The 17,110-nt window shown below is 31.8% G+C and carries 16 protein-coding genes; 13 read left to right on the top strand and 3 right to left on the bottom strand.

The features are described 5' to 3' along the window. The first annotated feature begins 179 nt into the window (after positions 1–179). From AAGD26_RS00410 to AAGD26_RS00385, 6 genes are all read left to right on the top strand, one after another. Positions 180–1,679 (top strand): Npt1/Npt2 family nucleotide transporter, encoded by a 1,500-nt coding sequence (locus tag AAGD26_RS00410; protein WP_410520619.1) that lies wholly within the window; start codon positions 180–182, stop codon positions 1,677–1,679. A 254-nt stretch (positions 1,680–1,933) separates the two neighbouring features. After that, complete coding sequence (locus AAGD26_RS00405; protein WP_341751756.1) at positions 1,934–2,185, top strand: CopG family antitoxin; 252 nt, start codon at positions 1,934–1,936, stop codon at positions 2,183–2,185. A gap of 17 nt (positions 2,186–2,202) precedes the next feature. After that, entirely contained in the window at positions 2,203–2,475 is a 273-nt protein-coding gene (locus AAGD26_RS00400) for a hypothetical protein (RefSeq protein ID WP_341751755.1), read from the top strand. Between the two features lie 360 nt (positions 2,476–2,835). Further along, on the top strand, positions 2,836–4,347 hold the full coding sequence (locus AAGD26_RS00395) for a leucyl aminopeptidase (protein WP_341751754.1): 1,512 nt from the start codon (positions 2,836–2,838) through the stop codon (positions 4,345–4,347). Continuing rightward, positions 4,337–5,146 (top strand): division plane positioning ATPase MipZ, encoded by an 810-nt coding sequence (locus AAGD26_RS00390; protein ID WP_341751753.1) that lies wholly within the window; start codon positions 4,337–4,339, stop codon positions 5,144–5,146. The genes AAGD26_RS00395 and AAGD26_RS00390 overlap by 11 nt, the downstream gene beginning before the upstream one ends. A 64-nt stretch (positions 5,147–5,210) precedes the next feature. Beyond that, the gene (locus AAGD26_RS00385) at positions 5,211–7,496 is read left to right on the top strand and encodes a Sca4 family protein (RefSeq protein WP_341751752.1); all 2,286 of its coding nucleotides are present in this window, start codon (positions 5,211–5,213) and stop codon (positions 7,494–7,496) included. Here the strand turns inward: AAGD26_RS00385 and AAGD26_RS00380 are convergent. Next, on the bottom strand, positions 7,493–8,737 hold the full coding sequence (locus AAGD26_RS00380) for an AmpG family muropeptide MFS transporter (RefSeq protein ID WP_341751751.1): 1,245 nt from the start codon (positions 8,735–8,737) through the stop codon (positions 7,493–7,495). The genes AAGD26_RS00385 and AAGD26_RS00380 overlap by 4 nt on opposite strands. Positions 8,738–9,070: 333 nt before the next feature. Here AAGD26_RS00380 and ykgO point away from each other — a divergent pair, with 333 nt between their 5' ends. Continuing rightward, positions 9,071–9,196, top strand: a complete 126-nt coding sequence (gene ykgO / locus AAGD26_RS00375) for a type B 50S ribosomal protein L36 (protein ID WP_094648811.1) — start codon at positions 9,071–9,073, stop codon at positions 9,194–9,196. Positions 9,197–9,268: 72 nt separating this feature from the next. Here ykgO and AAGD26_RS00370 read toward each other — a convergent pair whose 3' ends face one another. Further along, the gene (locus AAGD26_RS00370) at positions 9,269–9,946 is read right to left on the bottom strand and encodes a hypothetical protein (RefSeq protein WP_341751750.1); all 678 of its coding nucleotides are present in this window, start codon (positions 9,944–9,946) and stop codon (positions 9,269–9,271) included. Between the two features lie 20 nt (positions 9,947–9,966). Next, positions 9,967–10,692, bottom strand: a complete 726-nt coding sequence (rph, locus tag AAGD26_RS00365) for a ribonuclease PH (RefSeq protein ID WP_341751749.1) — start codon at positions 10,690–10,692, stop codon at positions 9,967–9,969. A gap of 92 nt (positions 10,693–10,784) precedes the next feature. Here rph and grpE point away from each other — a divergent pair, with 92 nt between their 5' ends. From grpE to AAGD26_RS00335, 6 genes are all read left to right on the top strand, one after another. Then, positions 10,785–11,366: a nucleotide exchange factor GrpE gene (gene grpE / locus AAGD26_RS00360; RefSeq protein WP_341751748.1), complete on the top strand. Its 582-nt coding sequence runs from the start codon at positions 10,785–10,787 to the stop codon at positions 11,364–11,366. Between the two features lie 19 nt (positions 11,367–11,385). Next, the gene (locus AAGD26_RS00355; protein ID WP_375331866.1) at positions 11,386–12,432 is read left to right on the top strand and encodes an AI-2E family transporter; all 1,047 of its coding nucleotides are present in this window, start codon (positions 11,386–11,388) and stop codon (positions 12,430–12,432) included. Between the two features lie 9 nt (positions 12,433–12,441). Then, positions 12,442–13,104, top strand: coding sequence for an HdaA/DnaA family protein (locus AAGD26_RS00350; RefSeq protein WP_341751747.1), 663 nt, complete (start codon positions 12,442–12,444; stop codon positions 13,102–13,104). 147 nt (positions 13,105–13,251) lie between these two features. Beyond that, entirely contained in the window at positions 13,252–14,667 is a 1,416-nt protein-coding gene (locus tag AAGD26_RS00345) for a sigma-54-dependent transcriptional regulator (protein ID WP_341748227.1), read from the top strand. Beyond that, a complete protein-coding gene (locus AAGD26_RS00340; RefSeq protein ID WP_341748228.1) occupies positions 14,651–15,229 on the top strand; it encodes a biotin transporter BioY in 579 nt (192 codons plus the stop codon). The genes AAGD26_RS00345 and AAGD26_RS00340 overlap by 17 nt, the downstream gene beginning before the upstream one ends. Continuing rightward, on the top strand, positions 15,219–17,081 hold the full coding sequence (locus AAGD26_RS00335) for a pentapeptide repeat-containing protein (protein ID WP_341751746.1): 1,863 nt from the start codon (positions 15,219–15,221) through the stop codon (positions 17,079–17,081). Before AAGD26_RS00340 ends, AAGD26_RS00335 begins: the two co-directional genes overlap by 11 nt. Positions 17,082–17,110: the final 29 nt, after the last annotated feature.

Raw genomic sequence — 17,110 nt, 5'->3', positions numbered from 1 at the left:
AAAGAGTTATAGCATCTCCTATCTTGCTATACAAGCTAAATTAAAATATCTTGACATAGGGAGGCTAATAATATATAAGTTCCTAACTTTCTTTGGTTTTCATAATAGCCTTAAGCCATTATAGAGAAACTCTTGAACATAGTCCTCAAGTTTTTTTTTTGTCTTAGGGAATCCTTATTATGACTAGTATACAGTCAAACTTATTTAAAAGCAAATTCAGAACTATATTTTGGCCTATCCATAATCATGAGCTTGGAAAATTCATACCTATGTGCGGTCTGATATTCTGTGTCCTATTCAATCAAAACATATTAAGAATTTTAAAAGATAGTATTTTAATTTCAGAGATTAGTGCTGAAGTAGTAAGTTTTACTAAAGTTTATTGTGTAACACCTGCAGCAGCTTTATTCGTTATAATCTATGCTAAGATGCTTAATCATTTTAGTTTTGAAAAGATTTTTTGCTATTTAATCACTTTTTTTGTTGGATTCTTCATTCTTTTTGCTTTCATTATTTATCCAAATGTCGATATTTTCCATATTAGTCCAAATTCACTAGAACAAATTATGGGAACTTATCCTCATCTTAAATGGTATATAGCTTTAATTGGTAATTGGAGTTATATGGTTTTCTATACATTATCTGAACTTTGGCCAAATATCTTTTATGTTTTACTTTTTTGGCAGTTTGCTAATGAACTTACTACAACAGAAGAAGCAAAAAGGTTTTACACGCTTTTTTCATTATTTGGCAATTCTTCTTTAATATTTGTAGGCTTTTTGATGATGAACTTATCATCTGAGAACAGTATTGCTAAATATTTTTTAACCGTATCGGACAACAAAACTACACTTATAAAAATATCAACAAGTCTCGTGGTAGTTTCTGCTGTTATATCATGTTTACTTGTAAAATTTATTACCAAAAATGTTTTTACAAATCCAACATTTTATGCAAATGCTAAAAGTGGTAGATCTACTAAAGAAGGCATGGGTTTAATTGAAAGTTTTAAATATATAACAAGATCAAAATATTTATGGTTAATGCTAATTTGCTCTGCTGCCTTTGGTTTATCAATGAATTTGGTAGAAGCAGTATGGAAAGCAAAAATTAAGGAATTATACCCCACTGTTAATAGTTATGCAGAATTCAATAGTCTTTACATTCTTTGGACTGGAGTTGCTATTATGGTAATGACTATAATAGGCAATAATATAATGCGTAGCCATGGCTGGTTTGTTGCTGCAGTAATTCCGCCAATTGTCATGATGATTACTGGTATATTGTTTTTTATCTTAATCGTATTTGACCACCAAGTATTATCGATATTTGATAGTAGCATTCTCATGACACCCTTAGCTCTTGCGGTGTCAATTGGTGCTTTACAAAACATTCTAGTGAAAGGTAGTAAATATTCAATTTGGGATACCTCAAGAGAAATGTTATATATTCCTCTTGACCAAGAGCTAAAGACAAAAGGTAAGGCAGCTGTAGACGTCATTAGCTCGAAGGTTGGTAAATCTTCGAGCGGGTTAATACAGTCAATTATTTTCACATTAATACCAACAGCTACTTTTAGCTCTATATCACCATTTTTAATGGTGGTATTTACCATTGTTTGTATTGTATGGATTCACTCGGTAAGAAAAATATACTTTGAGTATAAAAAAATTGCCTAGCCTACTTCACTATGCATACTTAGGTAGGACTTCAAGAATTGGCGTTCCCGCGACCAAAGACCGAAACTGCCTAGTTACTCATGTACGCTACGCCGCTCGACTTTGCTACTGCCTAGCTCTTCTTGAAGTTATACTATCGTCTACCAACTCTTCATTTATGAGCAGTACACTATTGTTCGCTTATCGAATTCGCGTATAATGTATTGACATAGTATGTACTATTTATTATTATATTAAATAAAATATATGAAACTATGAGCTACAAATTAGATAAATATGAGCAGGATATAGAGATTAATTTTGAAGAACAACCTAGTATTAAAAATCAAAATGATATTAAACTATTTCAAAATGCAGCTAAAACACACCTAAAGAGAAAGCATCCTATTACTATAAGAGTAGCTGAGCAGGATATTGAAGCTATAAAAATTAAGGCTTCAAAACTTGGGTTAGCATATCAAACATATATTAATATGTTAATTCATAAAGAAGCCACAAAATTGTAGTTGTTAGGTAGTTTAAGTTGATTAAATTTAGATATAATTATGAAAAGAATTCAAAATTATTGCTTGAAAGAGGAATAGGTTTTGAAGAAATAATTCAATCTATAGCAGATGGGAATCTATTAGATATAACTAAACATCATAATCAAGAACAATATCCTGATCAGCAAATTCTATATGTAAGGATACTAACTGAAATATATGCTGTACCTTATATAAAAGAAGATGATAACACTATTTTCCTGAAAACACTATTTCCAAGTAGAAAAGCAAGAAAGAAATTTTTAGGTTAAGGTTTATAGGTAAAATTATATTCAGACAAAATTAAATCTAATTTAAAAGAAACTAATTAACCTCAAGTATCGATGTAATAAATTGATAATAAGCCCAGTACCATCCCCCCTTAAAACATCGAGGACTATTACACCTACTTAAACGCACACTTGGCAATATTTATTTTTATATACTCTACCACAAAAAAATAATTGAAATTAATCACTTTTCTACTTAGTGGAAGATAATTTTAGAATATAATATTTAAAGACTTAAAGAATTACTTTATTAATTAGTGGGTTTTTTATATACTTCCATTACTCAGATTATTACGCTTACAAAAAGAATATATAAAATTAGCCTCTCAAAAATAGGAATTTATGCTCAATAACATTAACTTTATAAGTAAAGAATTATCAAATAATCAAGCAACTGTAGTTTTTATTAACGAACAACTAAAATTAGACAATGAGTTATTGCTACTTGACCAACAACATCATGGTTTAATTTCTAAAACTATTCAGAATAAATTAGTATTTGCTGGGAAATTTGGACAAATTAAAATTGTTAACTCTGTTGCTAAGGATGGGGAAATAAAATATTTAATCATAGTTGGCATTGGTGATGAAACAAAACTAAAGACCTCTTGTATTGAAGAGATCGGGGGAAGAATTTTATCCAGTAGTACTTGCTGTAAAATTAGAACTATTGGTATAAAAATCTCTCATAATATTGGACGATATGAGCCAGCTGTTGTAGCGATGCTTATAGCTAGCGGCTGTTTGCTTGCTTCATATAGATTTGATAAATACAGAACTACCCAAAGTGAAGGAGAAAAATTTGTTGTAGATTCTCTGGAGATTTCTATAGATGACAAGTCTAAAGCAGAAGAATTATTTAATGATAAAAAATCATTGGCTAAGGCAGTATTCTTTGCTAGAGATATGATAAATGAACCATCCAACATCAAAACCCCTCAATCTTACTCCGAAAAAATATTAGAACATCTTGAACCATTGGGAGTTGAGACTATTATTATCGGTGAAAGAGAAATGAAGAATCTTGGCATGGGGGCTTTACTTGGTGTTGGACAAGGTTCGCAAAATGAATCTAAACTTGTAGTAATGCAATATAATGGTTTGGATGATGATACCCCGCCTGTAGCTTTCGTTGGTAAAGGAGTTACTTTTGATAGTGGTGGGATTTCTCTTAAACCAGCAGCCAATATGGGAGATATGAAATATGATATGGCTGGCTCAGCCGCAGTAGTTGGAGCTATCATGGCTTTGGCTAGTCGTAACGCCCAAGTTAACGTGGTCGGGGTAGTAGGGCTTGTAGAGAATATGCCATCAGGTAACGCTCAACGACCGGGAGATGTGGTAACCACTATGTCCAAAAAAACAGTGGTGGTGGATAACACTGATGCAGAAGGTAGGTTAGTCCTGGCTGATGCAATTTGGTATACTCAAGAAAAATTTAAACCTCAATGTGTCATTGATCTTGCTACCCTTACTGGAGCTATCGTTGTTGCTCTTGGCAAAACTTATGCTGGATGCTTCACTAATAATGATGAATTAGCTAATAAGCTAATAGAGGTTGGTAATAAAGTTAATGAAAAATTATGGCGTATGCCTCTGCATAAAGATTTTGATGAAATGATTAAATCTGACATTGCTGATCTTGCCAATATTGGTAATGTCCCTGGAGCGGCTGGTAGTTGTACGGCAGCTCAATTTATAGGAAATTTTATTAAGGAAGGTATGGTTTGGGCTCATCTTGATATTGCTGGTGTTGCCTATAATAAAACAGGTAATCCTCTTGGTCCTAAAGGAGCAGTAGGTTATGGTGTAAGGCTTCTTAACCAATTTATCCAAGATCACTATGAAAAATAATCAAACAAATCGTATTTTTGTAGTTGGTAATGAAAAAGGTGGAGCGGGTAAAACTACCTGCTCCATGCATCTAATTACTGGCTTATTGTATAATGGTCATACGGTAGCTAGTATTGATACTGATTCACGTCAGGGTTCTTTAACAAATTATTTAAAGAACAGAGGTGATTACAATGTAAAGAATCCGGGTAATCCGGTTAAAACCCCTCAGCATTTTCATTTGACCGAAAGTCAAGAACAAGTTGTTGGAGCTAAGGAAGAGGACGAGAAAACTAGGTTTGAACAAATAATTGAACAGACAAAAAATGCTGATTATGTAGTAATCGATACGCCAGGAAGTTACTCTTTCTTATCGAGATTAGCTCACTCTTATGCTGATACGGTGATTACCCCAATTAATGATAGTTTCCTTGATTTTGACGTACTAGCCAAAGTTAATGCTGACAATTTGTCAATTATCTCCCCATCAATCTATAGCCAAATGATTTGGGAGCAGAAAATGCAGAAAGCTAATCGTAATGGTGAGACAATTAACTGGATTGTTATGCGTAATCGATTAAGCAACTTGGATGCAGTCAATAAAAGGAAAGTTGGTGCTGCTCTTGAACAATTAGCCAAAAGAATTAGCTTTAAGATTGCTCCTGGCTTTAGTGAAAGAGTAATTTTCCGAGAATTATTTTTACAAGGACTAACATTACTTGACTTAACAACAGCCAATCATGGTAAAACGCTTAGTATATCTCACGTAGCTGCTCGACAAGAATTACGAGATTTTTTACACTTTCTTGAAATTATTTGAGTGTATAATCAATATAACCATTAGTTCGATATCGAACTGAAGCAAAAAAGTCCAAGAGGATAATATGACAACACCATTGATATCAAAATTTATCGGTTGGAATTATTTGGCAAAGAAATCACTTGGAGCTAATGATGGTGGAGAATTAGGAGGAATATACAAAAGTTCTGATGACCTTCTATCCATGATTAAAAGCGAAGGGGATTCTCGAAAAAATATATCAGAGTTTCTAGGCTCACAAATTTTTCAAGCAACAAACCCAAATCATGGAGCTAAAGTTTCTCTCACTGTACCTGATCATCTTACCGAAAAAGTACATCAGGAAGGAGGACTTCAAAGTGATGGCTCTGAGGTATATGTACGGTCTGAATTTTTTAAGAATTATAGTGGTGATATGTATGTAGATATGGATAAACACATGTCTACAAAAACTAAACCAAGTGGTTGGCTTCGAAAAGATGGGGGAAGACCGATTTTCATGGGAACAAGAGAATTATTATCTAATACTTTAAGCAAAGCTTTTGAAGAACTTCATTATAGTTCTTTTGATAAAATAGCTCCAACTAGCTTATTAATAGGTGACTTTGATATTCATACAGGTAACATAGGAGTTATAAGAGACCCCGAAGATTCTACCATTCTTCCCAAACTAGTTCGTATAGATTTTGCTGGAAGTCTTGACCAATTAGAGGATAACATCCATCCAAATTCTTGGTCTAGACATATGCCCTTACTAGGTCCAACTAATCATTTTAGAGAATTCCCAAGTAGCCTAAAGTATAATGAGTTATTTGTAAAAGGTTTACTTGATACTGCCCAAGTTGATTTAAATGATACTATTGATAATAGCTTTGCTGAATTATCAAAATATTATAGTGATAAAGCACTAGCAAATTGGGCGAAAATGGCAATGCACCAGAAATTTAAGGACATAGCCCCAGAAAACATAAAGATTGCTGATGTTAAAGATGCTCTTAAAGAGACTATGCAAAAGAGACAACAATCATTAAAAGAATATGGGTTGCAAATTAAATTGGGTCTTTTAGTAACAAAAGGAAAAATTAACACACCAAAATTACGAGAATTAGTCCAAGAACATCCCGATTATTTTAACAATATAATCAACCAAACCAAAAAATTAAAATTAAGAAAAGAAAAGAAAATAGAGTATATTTTAGACTATAAAGCTCGAGAAGTATTATTAATTAAAGAAATAACCCACACAATAAGAGAGGCAGTAAAGCAAGGAAAACAAGCACTATCAATACAAGCTAATAATCTTGCAAATAATCTAGAATCATCTGTGCAAATATCTAGAAAAGCACTAGACGTTATGCATATTAGTGATGCAACAACTGCAACTACTGAAATTCGAGCTAATGAAATTCAGCCCGTACCCTGCAAAGTAACCCCAATCAAAGTAGATTTGGTAACATTAGCTTTTAGACAAGAAATTATTGCTAAACAACAAACAACCTTAAAAAACGTCCTAGCTGAAGCAAATATTAAGAGTGAGACAGGAGTTGCTGTTAGCAATCTTGCTATTAATTCTCAGCAATTTAAAGAGTTTATAGAAAATAACAACGAATTAATACAAAAAACCTGGGCTAGCTCCGTTACAAAGAGCGCTGTTACTCAAGCCATGAATGACGAAGTGCAAAGCTATGCAAAAATCCATCAGGCTAATAATTTTAAGCCGTTAACTTGGAGCAAGCAGGCATCAATAGACAATATAACTGATACCAGATCAAGGATTATTAAAGTCAAAGATCAAGAATTATTTGAACTAACAGAAACTACGGTCAAGACTTCTACTAAAGTAATTTTAGAGGATTGCGTAACAGAAAAAGAGATTACCAATTATCGTAATATTAATCTACCATTAGCCATCAAACCACCTGGTACAGCTGTACATTTTTCGTTCCCAGTGCAAAACGAGAAAGGTGAAAATATTGCAAGCTCGAAGGCACTTTATTTTACTACTCACTATAATGAGCAAGGAAAACTAGTAGAAATAACCAACCCATTATCATTAAAGTTTACTGACGATGATAAAGATGCTATAGGCTATATACAAAGGGGGGATAATATTTACACTATCCCTGTGACCAAGGGTCAGTACGAGGCAATGCTACAAGAAGTAGCAAAAAATCAAGGATGTGCTATCAATATGTCACAAACCATTATCCCCCCTGAGGCAAGCGACTCTATAGGTGAATTAACACAGATTCAGAGTAGCTTAAAACATCATGTGAACAACACTCCACCTGAAACAAACACAGTAGTATCAACAAAACAAAAGACATTATCCCGACACCAACAACGTAATAGAACTCATGGTTACATTTAATATTTCATTTTTGCTTTTAATAGTGAGCTGATTTTTAGTAGCAGAAGTAGAGAAGGAATTGTGATTATAATAATAAATGTAAAAAAGCTTTTCCATCCAAATTGTACGACAATATATCCTGAAAGAGCTGGAAAAATCGATCTTGAAAATCCCATCATAGAAGAAAAAAATGAATACTGAGTGGCACGAAATTTGCCTGTGCATATTGAAGCTATAAAAGCAATGTAAGCTGTCATAGCCATCCCGCAAGTTATACCTTCACAGACTGTGGTAATAAAGAATAATGGTAGATTTTTGCCATAAATCTCATGCACAATAAGTGAGGTATGTGCGATTGCATGAATTACGCCAAATATCAGCAAGCTATCTAAGATATTCTTTTTTTTCATCACTAAGCTGGCTATTAGTCCACCAATTATTGTAGATATTATGCCAAAGAATTTCCCTGCACTGGCTATTTCAAATTCGTTATAACCAAGATGTATTAAGAAGGGGTTCATCATCATAGTAATAAAATCATCTGGTAATCTATATAAAATAAGGAAAACTATTATTAAAAAGACTAAGGAAAAAGACCCTACAGGTCTTAAGATATTTTGTACAAAGTTTGAAATATTTATTTTATGATCTGGATAAGTTTTTGAGGCTAAGTCGTGTTCTAACCGCAAGATACTTGTAACCAAAATAGCAGAACAAACAAGTACAGAAATGGCAAAAATTTTATATATATTATTCCATCCTAAATAGCTTGACAGATAGATAGCTCCAGAACTTGAAATTAGCATACCAATGCGGTAGCCAAAAATATAAATTCCAGAAGCTGCTCCTTGAGATTCTTTTGCAATAATTTCGGTTCTGAAAGCCCCTAGGATACTATCTTTAGCTGAACTTAAAAATGATATTATCAAGCCTACTAGTGCAAACAATATTAGACTGTGGTGAGGATTCATGGTACTTAAAAGAAAAATAGTAAATGCCAACAAAATCTGGATTAGACAAATCCAAGATAATCTATGACCAAGCAGTTTTCTTAATTGACCTAAATATATAGTGTCAAAAATAGGAGCCCATAAAAAGTTAATAGAATAGGGCATTATGATAAAAGCAAACATACCAATAGATTGTAAGTCAATATTTTCCTTGGCCAACCAGTAGTTTAAAGTATTACCTGTAATCATTAAGGTAAACCCGCTAGTTAGTCCAAATAACCAAATAACGAATAATTTTAAAGGAGTTAACATAAAATTAATATTGGAAAAAAGTTAGAATACCGTAATAATTTTTTTATACAAGCTAGATTTCTCTACATCGCAGTACATCCCGACTTTTAAATTACTCTAAAGAAGTTTTTAGGTTGACTGAATTGATAAAAAATATTATTATTACTTTTTAAACTTAAGCTAGTGAAAGTTTGAAGGTTGATTTATAGTCAATTCAGGAGGATTTGGTGCTAGGAGCGATGGAGCGACGCCTATATGTAATAGGCGAGCGACGAGTGACGACGTCACCAACTTCTCATCAATTGACTATATCACTTTCTAGGTTTTTGCAAGTAATACCAAGGATAGTTTTATATGAAAGTTGTAAGTTCGTTAAAATCTTTAAAGAAAAGAGATAAAGATTGTCAGGTTGTAAAAAGAAAAGGTAAAATCCTTGTAATAAACAAGAAAATCAAAAGATTTAAAGCTAAGCAAGGCTAAAATGTATATTTACAGGGAAATTTGCACAGCCAATAGTTAATATGTAGTAAGTATTAACTACGAACGATGATATTAACGTTCAATATGTTGTGTTTTTCTCTTTTCATCTCCTATTCTTTGTACAAATTTGGCAGTTGTAGTAGGAGTTTTCTTTTGTGTTCTTTCCTTAACTTCTTTAGTCTTAAGTGTAATAGGTTTGCTGTCCACGTGTTCTGAAAGGCCATATTGCCCAACATTCTTGCCGGTTAATACATAAGTCACATAATCTATCATATGTTTTATAAAATTGCTAAGCCCTCCTATAGAATGAGCTTCTAGCTGAAACCATGTTTTCCCGTCTTTCGTTTTTCCAACTAAAAATTCCCTAAATATTTCTCCAGCTTGCACTGATGCATCTGGCTCAGCTTTATTACCTCTATGATGTGAAGAGATTCGTTCTTTAACTAATCCTAAATCTTTTAAGGTATCATACATATCTCCATTGTCCTCAACCATTACATGAGCTCCTTTTAGAAAATCACCCGCATGCTGCAATACAACTTTTTCCATTATATCTATTATTACACCAGCTTTTTCAAGGCTACCCTTTGGATCTATAGATTTTTCAGGTGTTTTGATTATATTATGTATAAGTTTTTCTTTACTGTCTGCTGGATTTATGTTAAGACCCTTAACACGATCAACTAAAAGATTTTTTAAATCTTCAACATTTAATTCCGAATATTTAGTAAAAAATTCTTTTATAGTCATAAATATTCCATGTAAAAATATTAAATTGTGCTATTTAATAATATTTGGTTTTGTAGCTTGAATAGATCAGAGGAAGCAAACCTCGCCAATTTTAGCATATCATAAAATTGCTCTTCGGAAAAGGGGGTTTTTTCTGCTGTGCTTTGAATTTCTATTATATTTCCATTGCCTGAGAAAACAAAATTGGCATCTACTTCCGCGTTGCTATCCTCTAAATAATCAAGATCAACTATGGGTTGTCCTTTATATATACCGCATGAAATAGCGGCTACTTGGCTAATTAAAGGATTAGTTTTAAGTATTTTTCTAGCAATTAATGATCTAATCGCTAAATGAAGTGCAATATAGCTACCAGTAATTGCTGCTGTCCTAGTTCCACCATCGGCATTAATTACATCACAATCAATGATAATTTGCTTTTCTCCCAAGGCTTTTAGATCAATTGCCGTACGCATCGATCTGCCAATTAGTCTTTGAATCTCTTGTGTCCTACTAGACTGTTTTCCTTGCGTTGATTCACGCTTCATACGTTGGTGGGTTGAGCGAGGTAACATACCATACTCAGCAGTTATCCAACCTTGATTTTGCCCTCGTAGGAATGGCGGAACATTTGTTTCATATGTTGCACTACATATTACATGGGTATTGCCGAACTTAACAAGACACGAACCATCAGCGTTAAGCAGAACTGAAGGTTCAATTGAAATATTGCGTAATTGATTATTCTTTCTATTAAAAGCTCTCATGGATTATTACTTAATTAAAATTGACTTGAAAATACAAAGATTTACACTATATGTTAAGAAAATAGATTTTTGCAAGAAAAAAGGCTGTAAATATGGAAAAACAACATGAGAAGAATAATGGTAACCAAGAAATTAAAGTTGACAATGATGCTCAGCTAGTAAATGAAATAGAGGAAAATCCTACAGATACCCTGATTTTGCAAGATAGTTTGCAAGAGATTGCTAGCTTGAAAAGTCAAATTGAAATTTTACAGGATAAACTGTTAAGGACAATAGCTGAATCTGACAATACTAGGAAACGTTTAGAAAAATTAATTGAAGATGCAAAAGACTATGCCATTTTCTCTTTTGCTAAAGATCTGCTAAGTGTTAATGATAATCTCTCTAGAGCCTTGGAGCATAAGCCACAAAATACGGAAGGTGATCTAGCTAGTATTATTACCGGGGTAGAAATGACTAAAAGTGAATTGACTAGCATACTAAAAAAGCACGGTTTAGAATCAATAGAGCCATTATTAGGGGAAAAGTTTGATTACAATATACATCACGCAATTTCACAAGTAGTATCAGATGAATATGATCAAGATAGTATTATAGGTATTATGCAATCAGGCTACAAGATAAAAGATAGGTTAGTTAGACCTGCTATAGTGCAAGTATCGAAAAAAACATGAATAAAGAAAAGGCATAATCTTGGATAAAGTTATTTTTTGGGTTATTGTTATTGGGACTGTTATAGTAACTTTGACTTTGATCTCTGATATATTGATGCCATTTCTTATAGCTGGGATAATATCATATATATTACATCCTATAATTGATAATCTCTCATTACGATATAAACTATCTAGAACTATAATAGTTTCGGTAATTTCTTTGCTGTTTTTCAGTATTTTTACTATAGTGGTTGTGGTAGTGTTGCCTATCATATATCAACAAACAACTCTACTTATTAGTAAGATTCCTGCTTATAAAGATTACTTACAAACTGAATTAATACCGGTTATTACGGCAAAAGTTTATTCAATAGATCCAAATATTGCCGATAAGATAAAAGATTCTATTAGTAATTTTGTTAATGGCATATTTTTGCTTATCACAGGTCTTGCTAATAATATTTGGCATGTGACAAAGATAACAATCAATTTATTTATGTTAATTTTATTAATACCGCTTATATTGTTTTATTTTTTACGGGATTGGCTAACAATGGCAAAGAATATAGACCTCTTGCTACCTTTAAAAGGTAAAAAGAAAATTCAAGAAATATTATCAGCAATTAATTGTTCCTTATCTGCTTATATAAGAGGACAACTAAATGTTTGTTTGTTATTATCAGTTTACTATGGAATCTCTTTATCGATTCTTGGCGTAGATCTAGGTGTATTATTAGGGATATTATCTGGTTTCTCAATAATTATACCATTCGTTGGAGTTTTTATATCCTTTTCTCTTACCATGATTGTTAGTTATTTTACTTTTGGTATGGTCAATAAATTATTTTATATAATAATTATCTATTTGATTGGTCTAATAGTTGAGGGGTATATTTTATCACCAAAAATCATAGGTGATAAGATAGGATTACATCCTCTTTGGATAATATTTGCGGTTCTAGCACTGGGTAACCTATTTGGCTTTATTGGTATATTTTTTGCTGTGCCAATTGCTAGTATAATAAAAGTTTTGTTTTTAGCCGCTATCGACTTTTATAAATCCAGTAAGTTTTATAAGACTTAAACATTAATTATGCCAAACTCCCAGCAATATATATTACCATTATTTAGTAATAATCTATATGCTCTAGATAATTTTATTAATTCACTTTCTAATCAAGTTGCATACAATTCAATCAAAAACTGGTCTGTATCTTGGGGAAGTAAACCGTATGAGTTTACAGTTTTGATTTACGGACCACCATCCTCTGGTAAGACCTATCTTAGTAAAATATGGCAAAATTTGTCGAATGCATTTTTTATAAAAAAAGATTTAGATATACTTAGTGCAGAAGATATAATGCAGTATAATGCTTTTATTATGGAAGATATAGAATTTTGGGATGAAAGAAAAGTTCTCCATTGTTTTAATTTAATAAGTGAGTGTCGTAAATATTTGTTGATGACTACAGGAAGTTTAGCTAGTAATTTTGCGTTACAGGATTTATCCTCAAGAATTAATGCTGTTGTAAGATTAGAAATAAACCAGCCTGATGATGAGTTAATGACCAAGTTAATCTTTAAGTATTTTTCCGATCAATCGCTTAAAGTATCTGACTGTGTAATTGAATATTTATTAATTAATTTGCCGAGGCAATTTGATCAAATGATAAAATTATTAGGGATAATAACGCATTTTGCATTAGTTCATAAACGAGCTATTACTGTTCCTCTTATAAAACAAGTTCTTAAATAGTATAGTCTTATCACGAATTCGCATGCCTTGGTGTGGGCTTAATATGTATAATTTTGATTATGTGGTAAAAATGTTATAAAAATTAGTTGATTTCTTTTATGTAAGCTATTAACGTATAATTTCAATAATTAGTTTTAGGAAAAATCAATGTCTATAGATGTTCTTGTTGTTGATGATGAAGCAGATATTAGAGATTTAGTCTCAGATATTTTAAAAGAGGAAGGATTTACTACCAAGACCGCTGCTAATAGTATTCAAACTTTTAAAATACTCCAGGAAAGAACCCCCTCGGCAATTATTCTAGATATTTGGCTCCAGGGTAGTGAACTTGATGGACTTGGGATTTTGGAAATAGTAAAAAAACGCTATCCACTAATGCCTGTGATAGTTATTAGTGGACATGGTACTATTGAAACTGCAGTAAATGCTATCAAAATGGGGGCATATGACTATCTAGAAAAGCCATTTAGTCATGATAAGTTAGTGATTTTATTAAAAAGAGCCTGTGAAGCAGCTAAGTTAAAGCGTGAAAATCTTGATCTGAAATCAAAGGTTATTGATAAAACTGAGCTTATAGGTAACTCTCACATTACAGCTAAGCTTAAGTCTGATATTGAAAAAGCTGCTTTAGCTACTAGTAGAGTATTGATTCAAGGTAAAATTGGTAGTGGTAAAGAACTAGCTGCTCGGTTAATTCATAAAAAATCAAAAAGGGCCAATGCTCCTTTCGTAATCTTTAGTCCAGTATGCATGAATCCTGACCGAGTCCATCAAGAATTATTTGAAGGAATAGAGAACCAAGGCGTTATACGTCCTTCGATATTAGAAATAGTAAATAATGGTACTTTATACATAGATGAAATTAGTGGTTTGCCAGTTTCGGTACAAGTAAAATTGCTTAAATTTGTGCAAGATCAAATGTTTCATAAGGGGGGAAGCAAAGCAATAAAATTAGATATAAGGATTATTGCTGCAACTTCTAAGGTTATACAAGAAGAAATAAGTAAAGGTGAACTATTGGAAGATTTATATCATCGCCTAAATGTTATTTCCTTAAAAGTACCATCTTTATATGATAGAAAAGATGACATGTCTGTATTAGTCAAATATTTTGTTAAGCAACTTGCTAAGTTTTCTGGTTTAAAAGCACGTGAATTTTCTGATGAAACTATTGCAGCTCTGCAAGTTTATAATTGGCCAAGTAATATAAGGCAATTACGCAATGTGATAGAATGGACTTTAATTATGAATCCACTATCTTCAAATAATAATGAAGTAATAAAACCATCTATGATACCACCAGAAATTCTAGTTAATAGTGCTAGTTCTGCAAAGCAGGAAGATAATGTTGATATGATGACCATGCCACTTCGAGAGGCAAGAGAGATTTTTGAAAGGCAATATTTAGCTGCTCAAATGTATAGGTTTAATAATAATATTTCTAAGACCTCATCCTTTGTAGGTATGGAACGTTCGGCTTTACATCGTAAATTGAAATTACTCAATTTACATATTCCTAATAATAAATTTAACGAAGAGGAAATTTATGACAGTTACGAATAAGAAAACTCTAGCAAATTTTATAGCTAATAAGCATGCTGTAGTTGTTATTAAAGTGATGATGGGGGTAATAGCTCTTTTTGCTGGAGCTCAGATTATTATTCCTACCCAGCCAGTACCAGTATCTATGCAAACTGTGGTGGTTAGTATTATTGCTTTTACTTATAGCCCTCGACTTAGTTTTGCTACGATTTTAACTTATCTTACAGCCGGAATAGTAGGGCTGCCAATGTTTACAAAATTATCCAGTGGTTTATATTTTCTTCTTGGTACAACAGGTGGTTATCTTATAGGAATGTTATTGGCAGCTCCTGTTATGGGTATAATTAATAGTAGGTTGTCTGAAAAATTTACTAAGAGATTTTTAGCAGGGTTTTTTAGCTGTCTTATTGGTCACGTTATAATTTACTTTTTGGGAGTTAGCTGGTTGACAACAATTATAGGAATTAAACAAGCTATTTATAGTGGGTTTATAGTATTTATACCAACTGGTTTAGTGAAGATATTAATATTTTCTTCTTTATATCATTATATAACAGGTGTAAACAGAAAGAATGCTCTGTAATATCTTTAAGCAGCCTCGGTGTCATTCGAGCTACGGCGGAAATGACGTTAAAGGAAGCAAGAGTAACATCTCTTTTGTTGGCGAGTATTTTAAACTAAAATTCTTTATTCTAGCTTTACTTTTATTCCTTACCGGATGTTCGGATTCTCCGAGAGATGCAGATGGTTTATTATCTAATAGTCAAAGTCTTGTTATTAGGAATTATATAATAGAGCAGAATAAAAATAAGGTACGAGTAAATATTAAAAGTAAATTTGGTTCAAATTTAAGGGGATTAAAATTATTAGGTGTTAAACTGACAGATGAAGACCTTTCTAGTGTTGATTTAAGTTTCTGTGAAATATCACGTGTGGATTTCTCAGGAGCAAATTTTGAGAATGCAGTTCTAACAAAATCTGTAATTCAAGAAAGTGATCTCTCTAATACTAGATTAAAAAATATATCAGCTTATGGCTCAGATTTTCAAGCATCTATATTTGAAAATGCCAATTTGGAAAATAGTAATTTTATTCAATCAAATTTTGAGGACACTGATTTTATCAAAGCTAATTTAGAAAATGTTAATTTTGAAAATGCCAATCTTATTAAAGTTGTATTTGATGATAGTATTATAAGTAAATCTAATTTTCAGAAAAGCAATTTAGGAAAAAGTAGTTTTAAAAAGGCGGTTATATCAAACTCTATTTTTTATGGTACAGATTTACGGCAAATATTAGCTAATTACGCTAGTATCACTAATTGTTATTGTGAATCTGTAGATCTAACAGGGGTAGATTTTACTGGAGCGATTATTAATAATTCAGATTTTACTCATGGTATTATTAATCAGGCTCAATTAAAAAATATAAAGCTTACTAACTCGTTATTCTCTTTTTCTTCTTTTCAGTCTGTGAATTTTACCAATGCAATTATTGAAAGTTGTAATTTTGAAAATACCAATTTTAATAATGCACAACTGCAGCAAGTGCAAATTCAAAAGAGTATTATGGATAATACTCACTTTAATAACACTAGCATAAAGGATCTATCAATAAAGAATTGCAGTAGCATTTTGCTTAAGTTAAATAAAATTAACATTGTTAATAGCGATATTGAGAATAGTAATCTTACTGGTATATTACTGAATAATAGCTATGTCAAACAAGCAACTATTATTAATTCTGATTTGACTAATAGTGAGTTAATAAACTCTAATTTCTCTAGTACTCAATTTAATAAGGTGAATTTTACTAAAGTGCTTATGCAGAATACTGTTTTAAATAGTACCAAATTTGTTGATAGTAATTTTTATCAAATGGCTATCATAAATTCAGAGTTGTCAGAAGTAACCTTTGATAATTCATCAATTATAAATTCTCAACTAAATAATGTGAGCTATAAAGATGGTAATTTTGTTAATTCAGATTTTAACAGAAATATTGTATTAAATAGTCAAGACTTTGATAAGCTTAAATCAACAAATATTATATATTCTGTAAAAGATTTAGAGCAGGTAAAAGACTTATCAAATATGAATTTACAAGATTTAAATTTACTAGATCTTGTATTTAATCAAACTATTTTTTCAGGCTCTATTCTTAAAAGGGTAGATTTATCTAATTCTAAGCTTCAGAGTTGTATATTACAAAATACTGACTTAACTATGGCAAATCTAAATAACACAGATTTTAGTAAATCATCGCTTATCGGTAGCAAATTAGAATCTGCCAAACTTTATAATACAAATTTTAATGATACTGATTTAACAAATGTTAATTTCATTAAAGCCTTTGTTAGTAAAATATCTTTAGTTAATGCAAAGCTGGATGGAACTAAAGGCCTTGATGGTCAGGGCAGTAAAAATATAGAATAATATAACCTGAATTCTCTTGATAACGAAAT

Source organism: Candidatus Tisiphia endosymbiont of Piscicola geometra (assembly GCF_964026415.1).
GTDB lineage: Bacteria > Pseudomonadota > Alphaproteobacteria > Rickettsiales > Rickettsiaceae > Tisiphia.
Note: the sequence above shows the minus strand (reverse complement) of the source record. Positions and strands in the feature narration are given on the sequence as shown.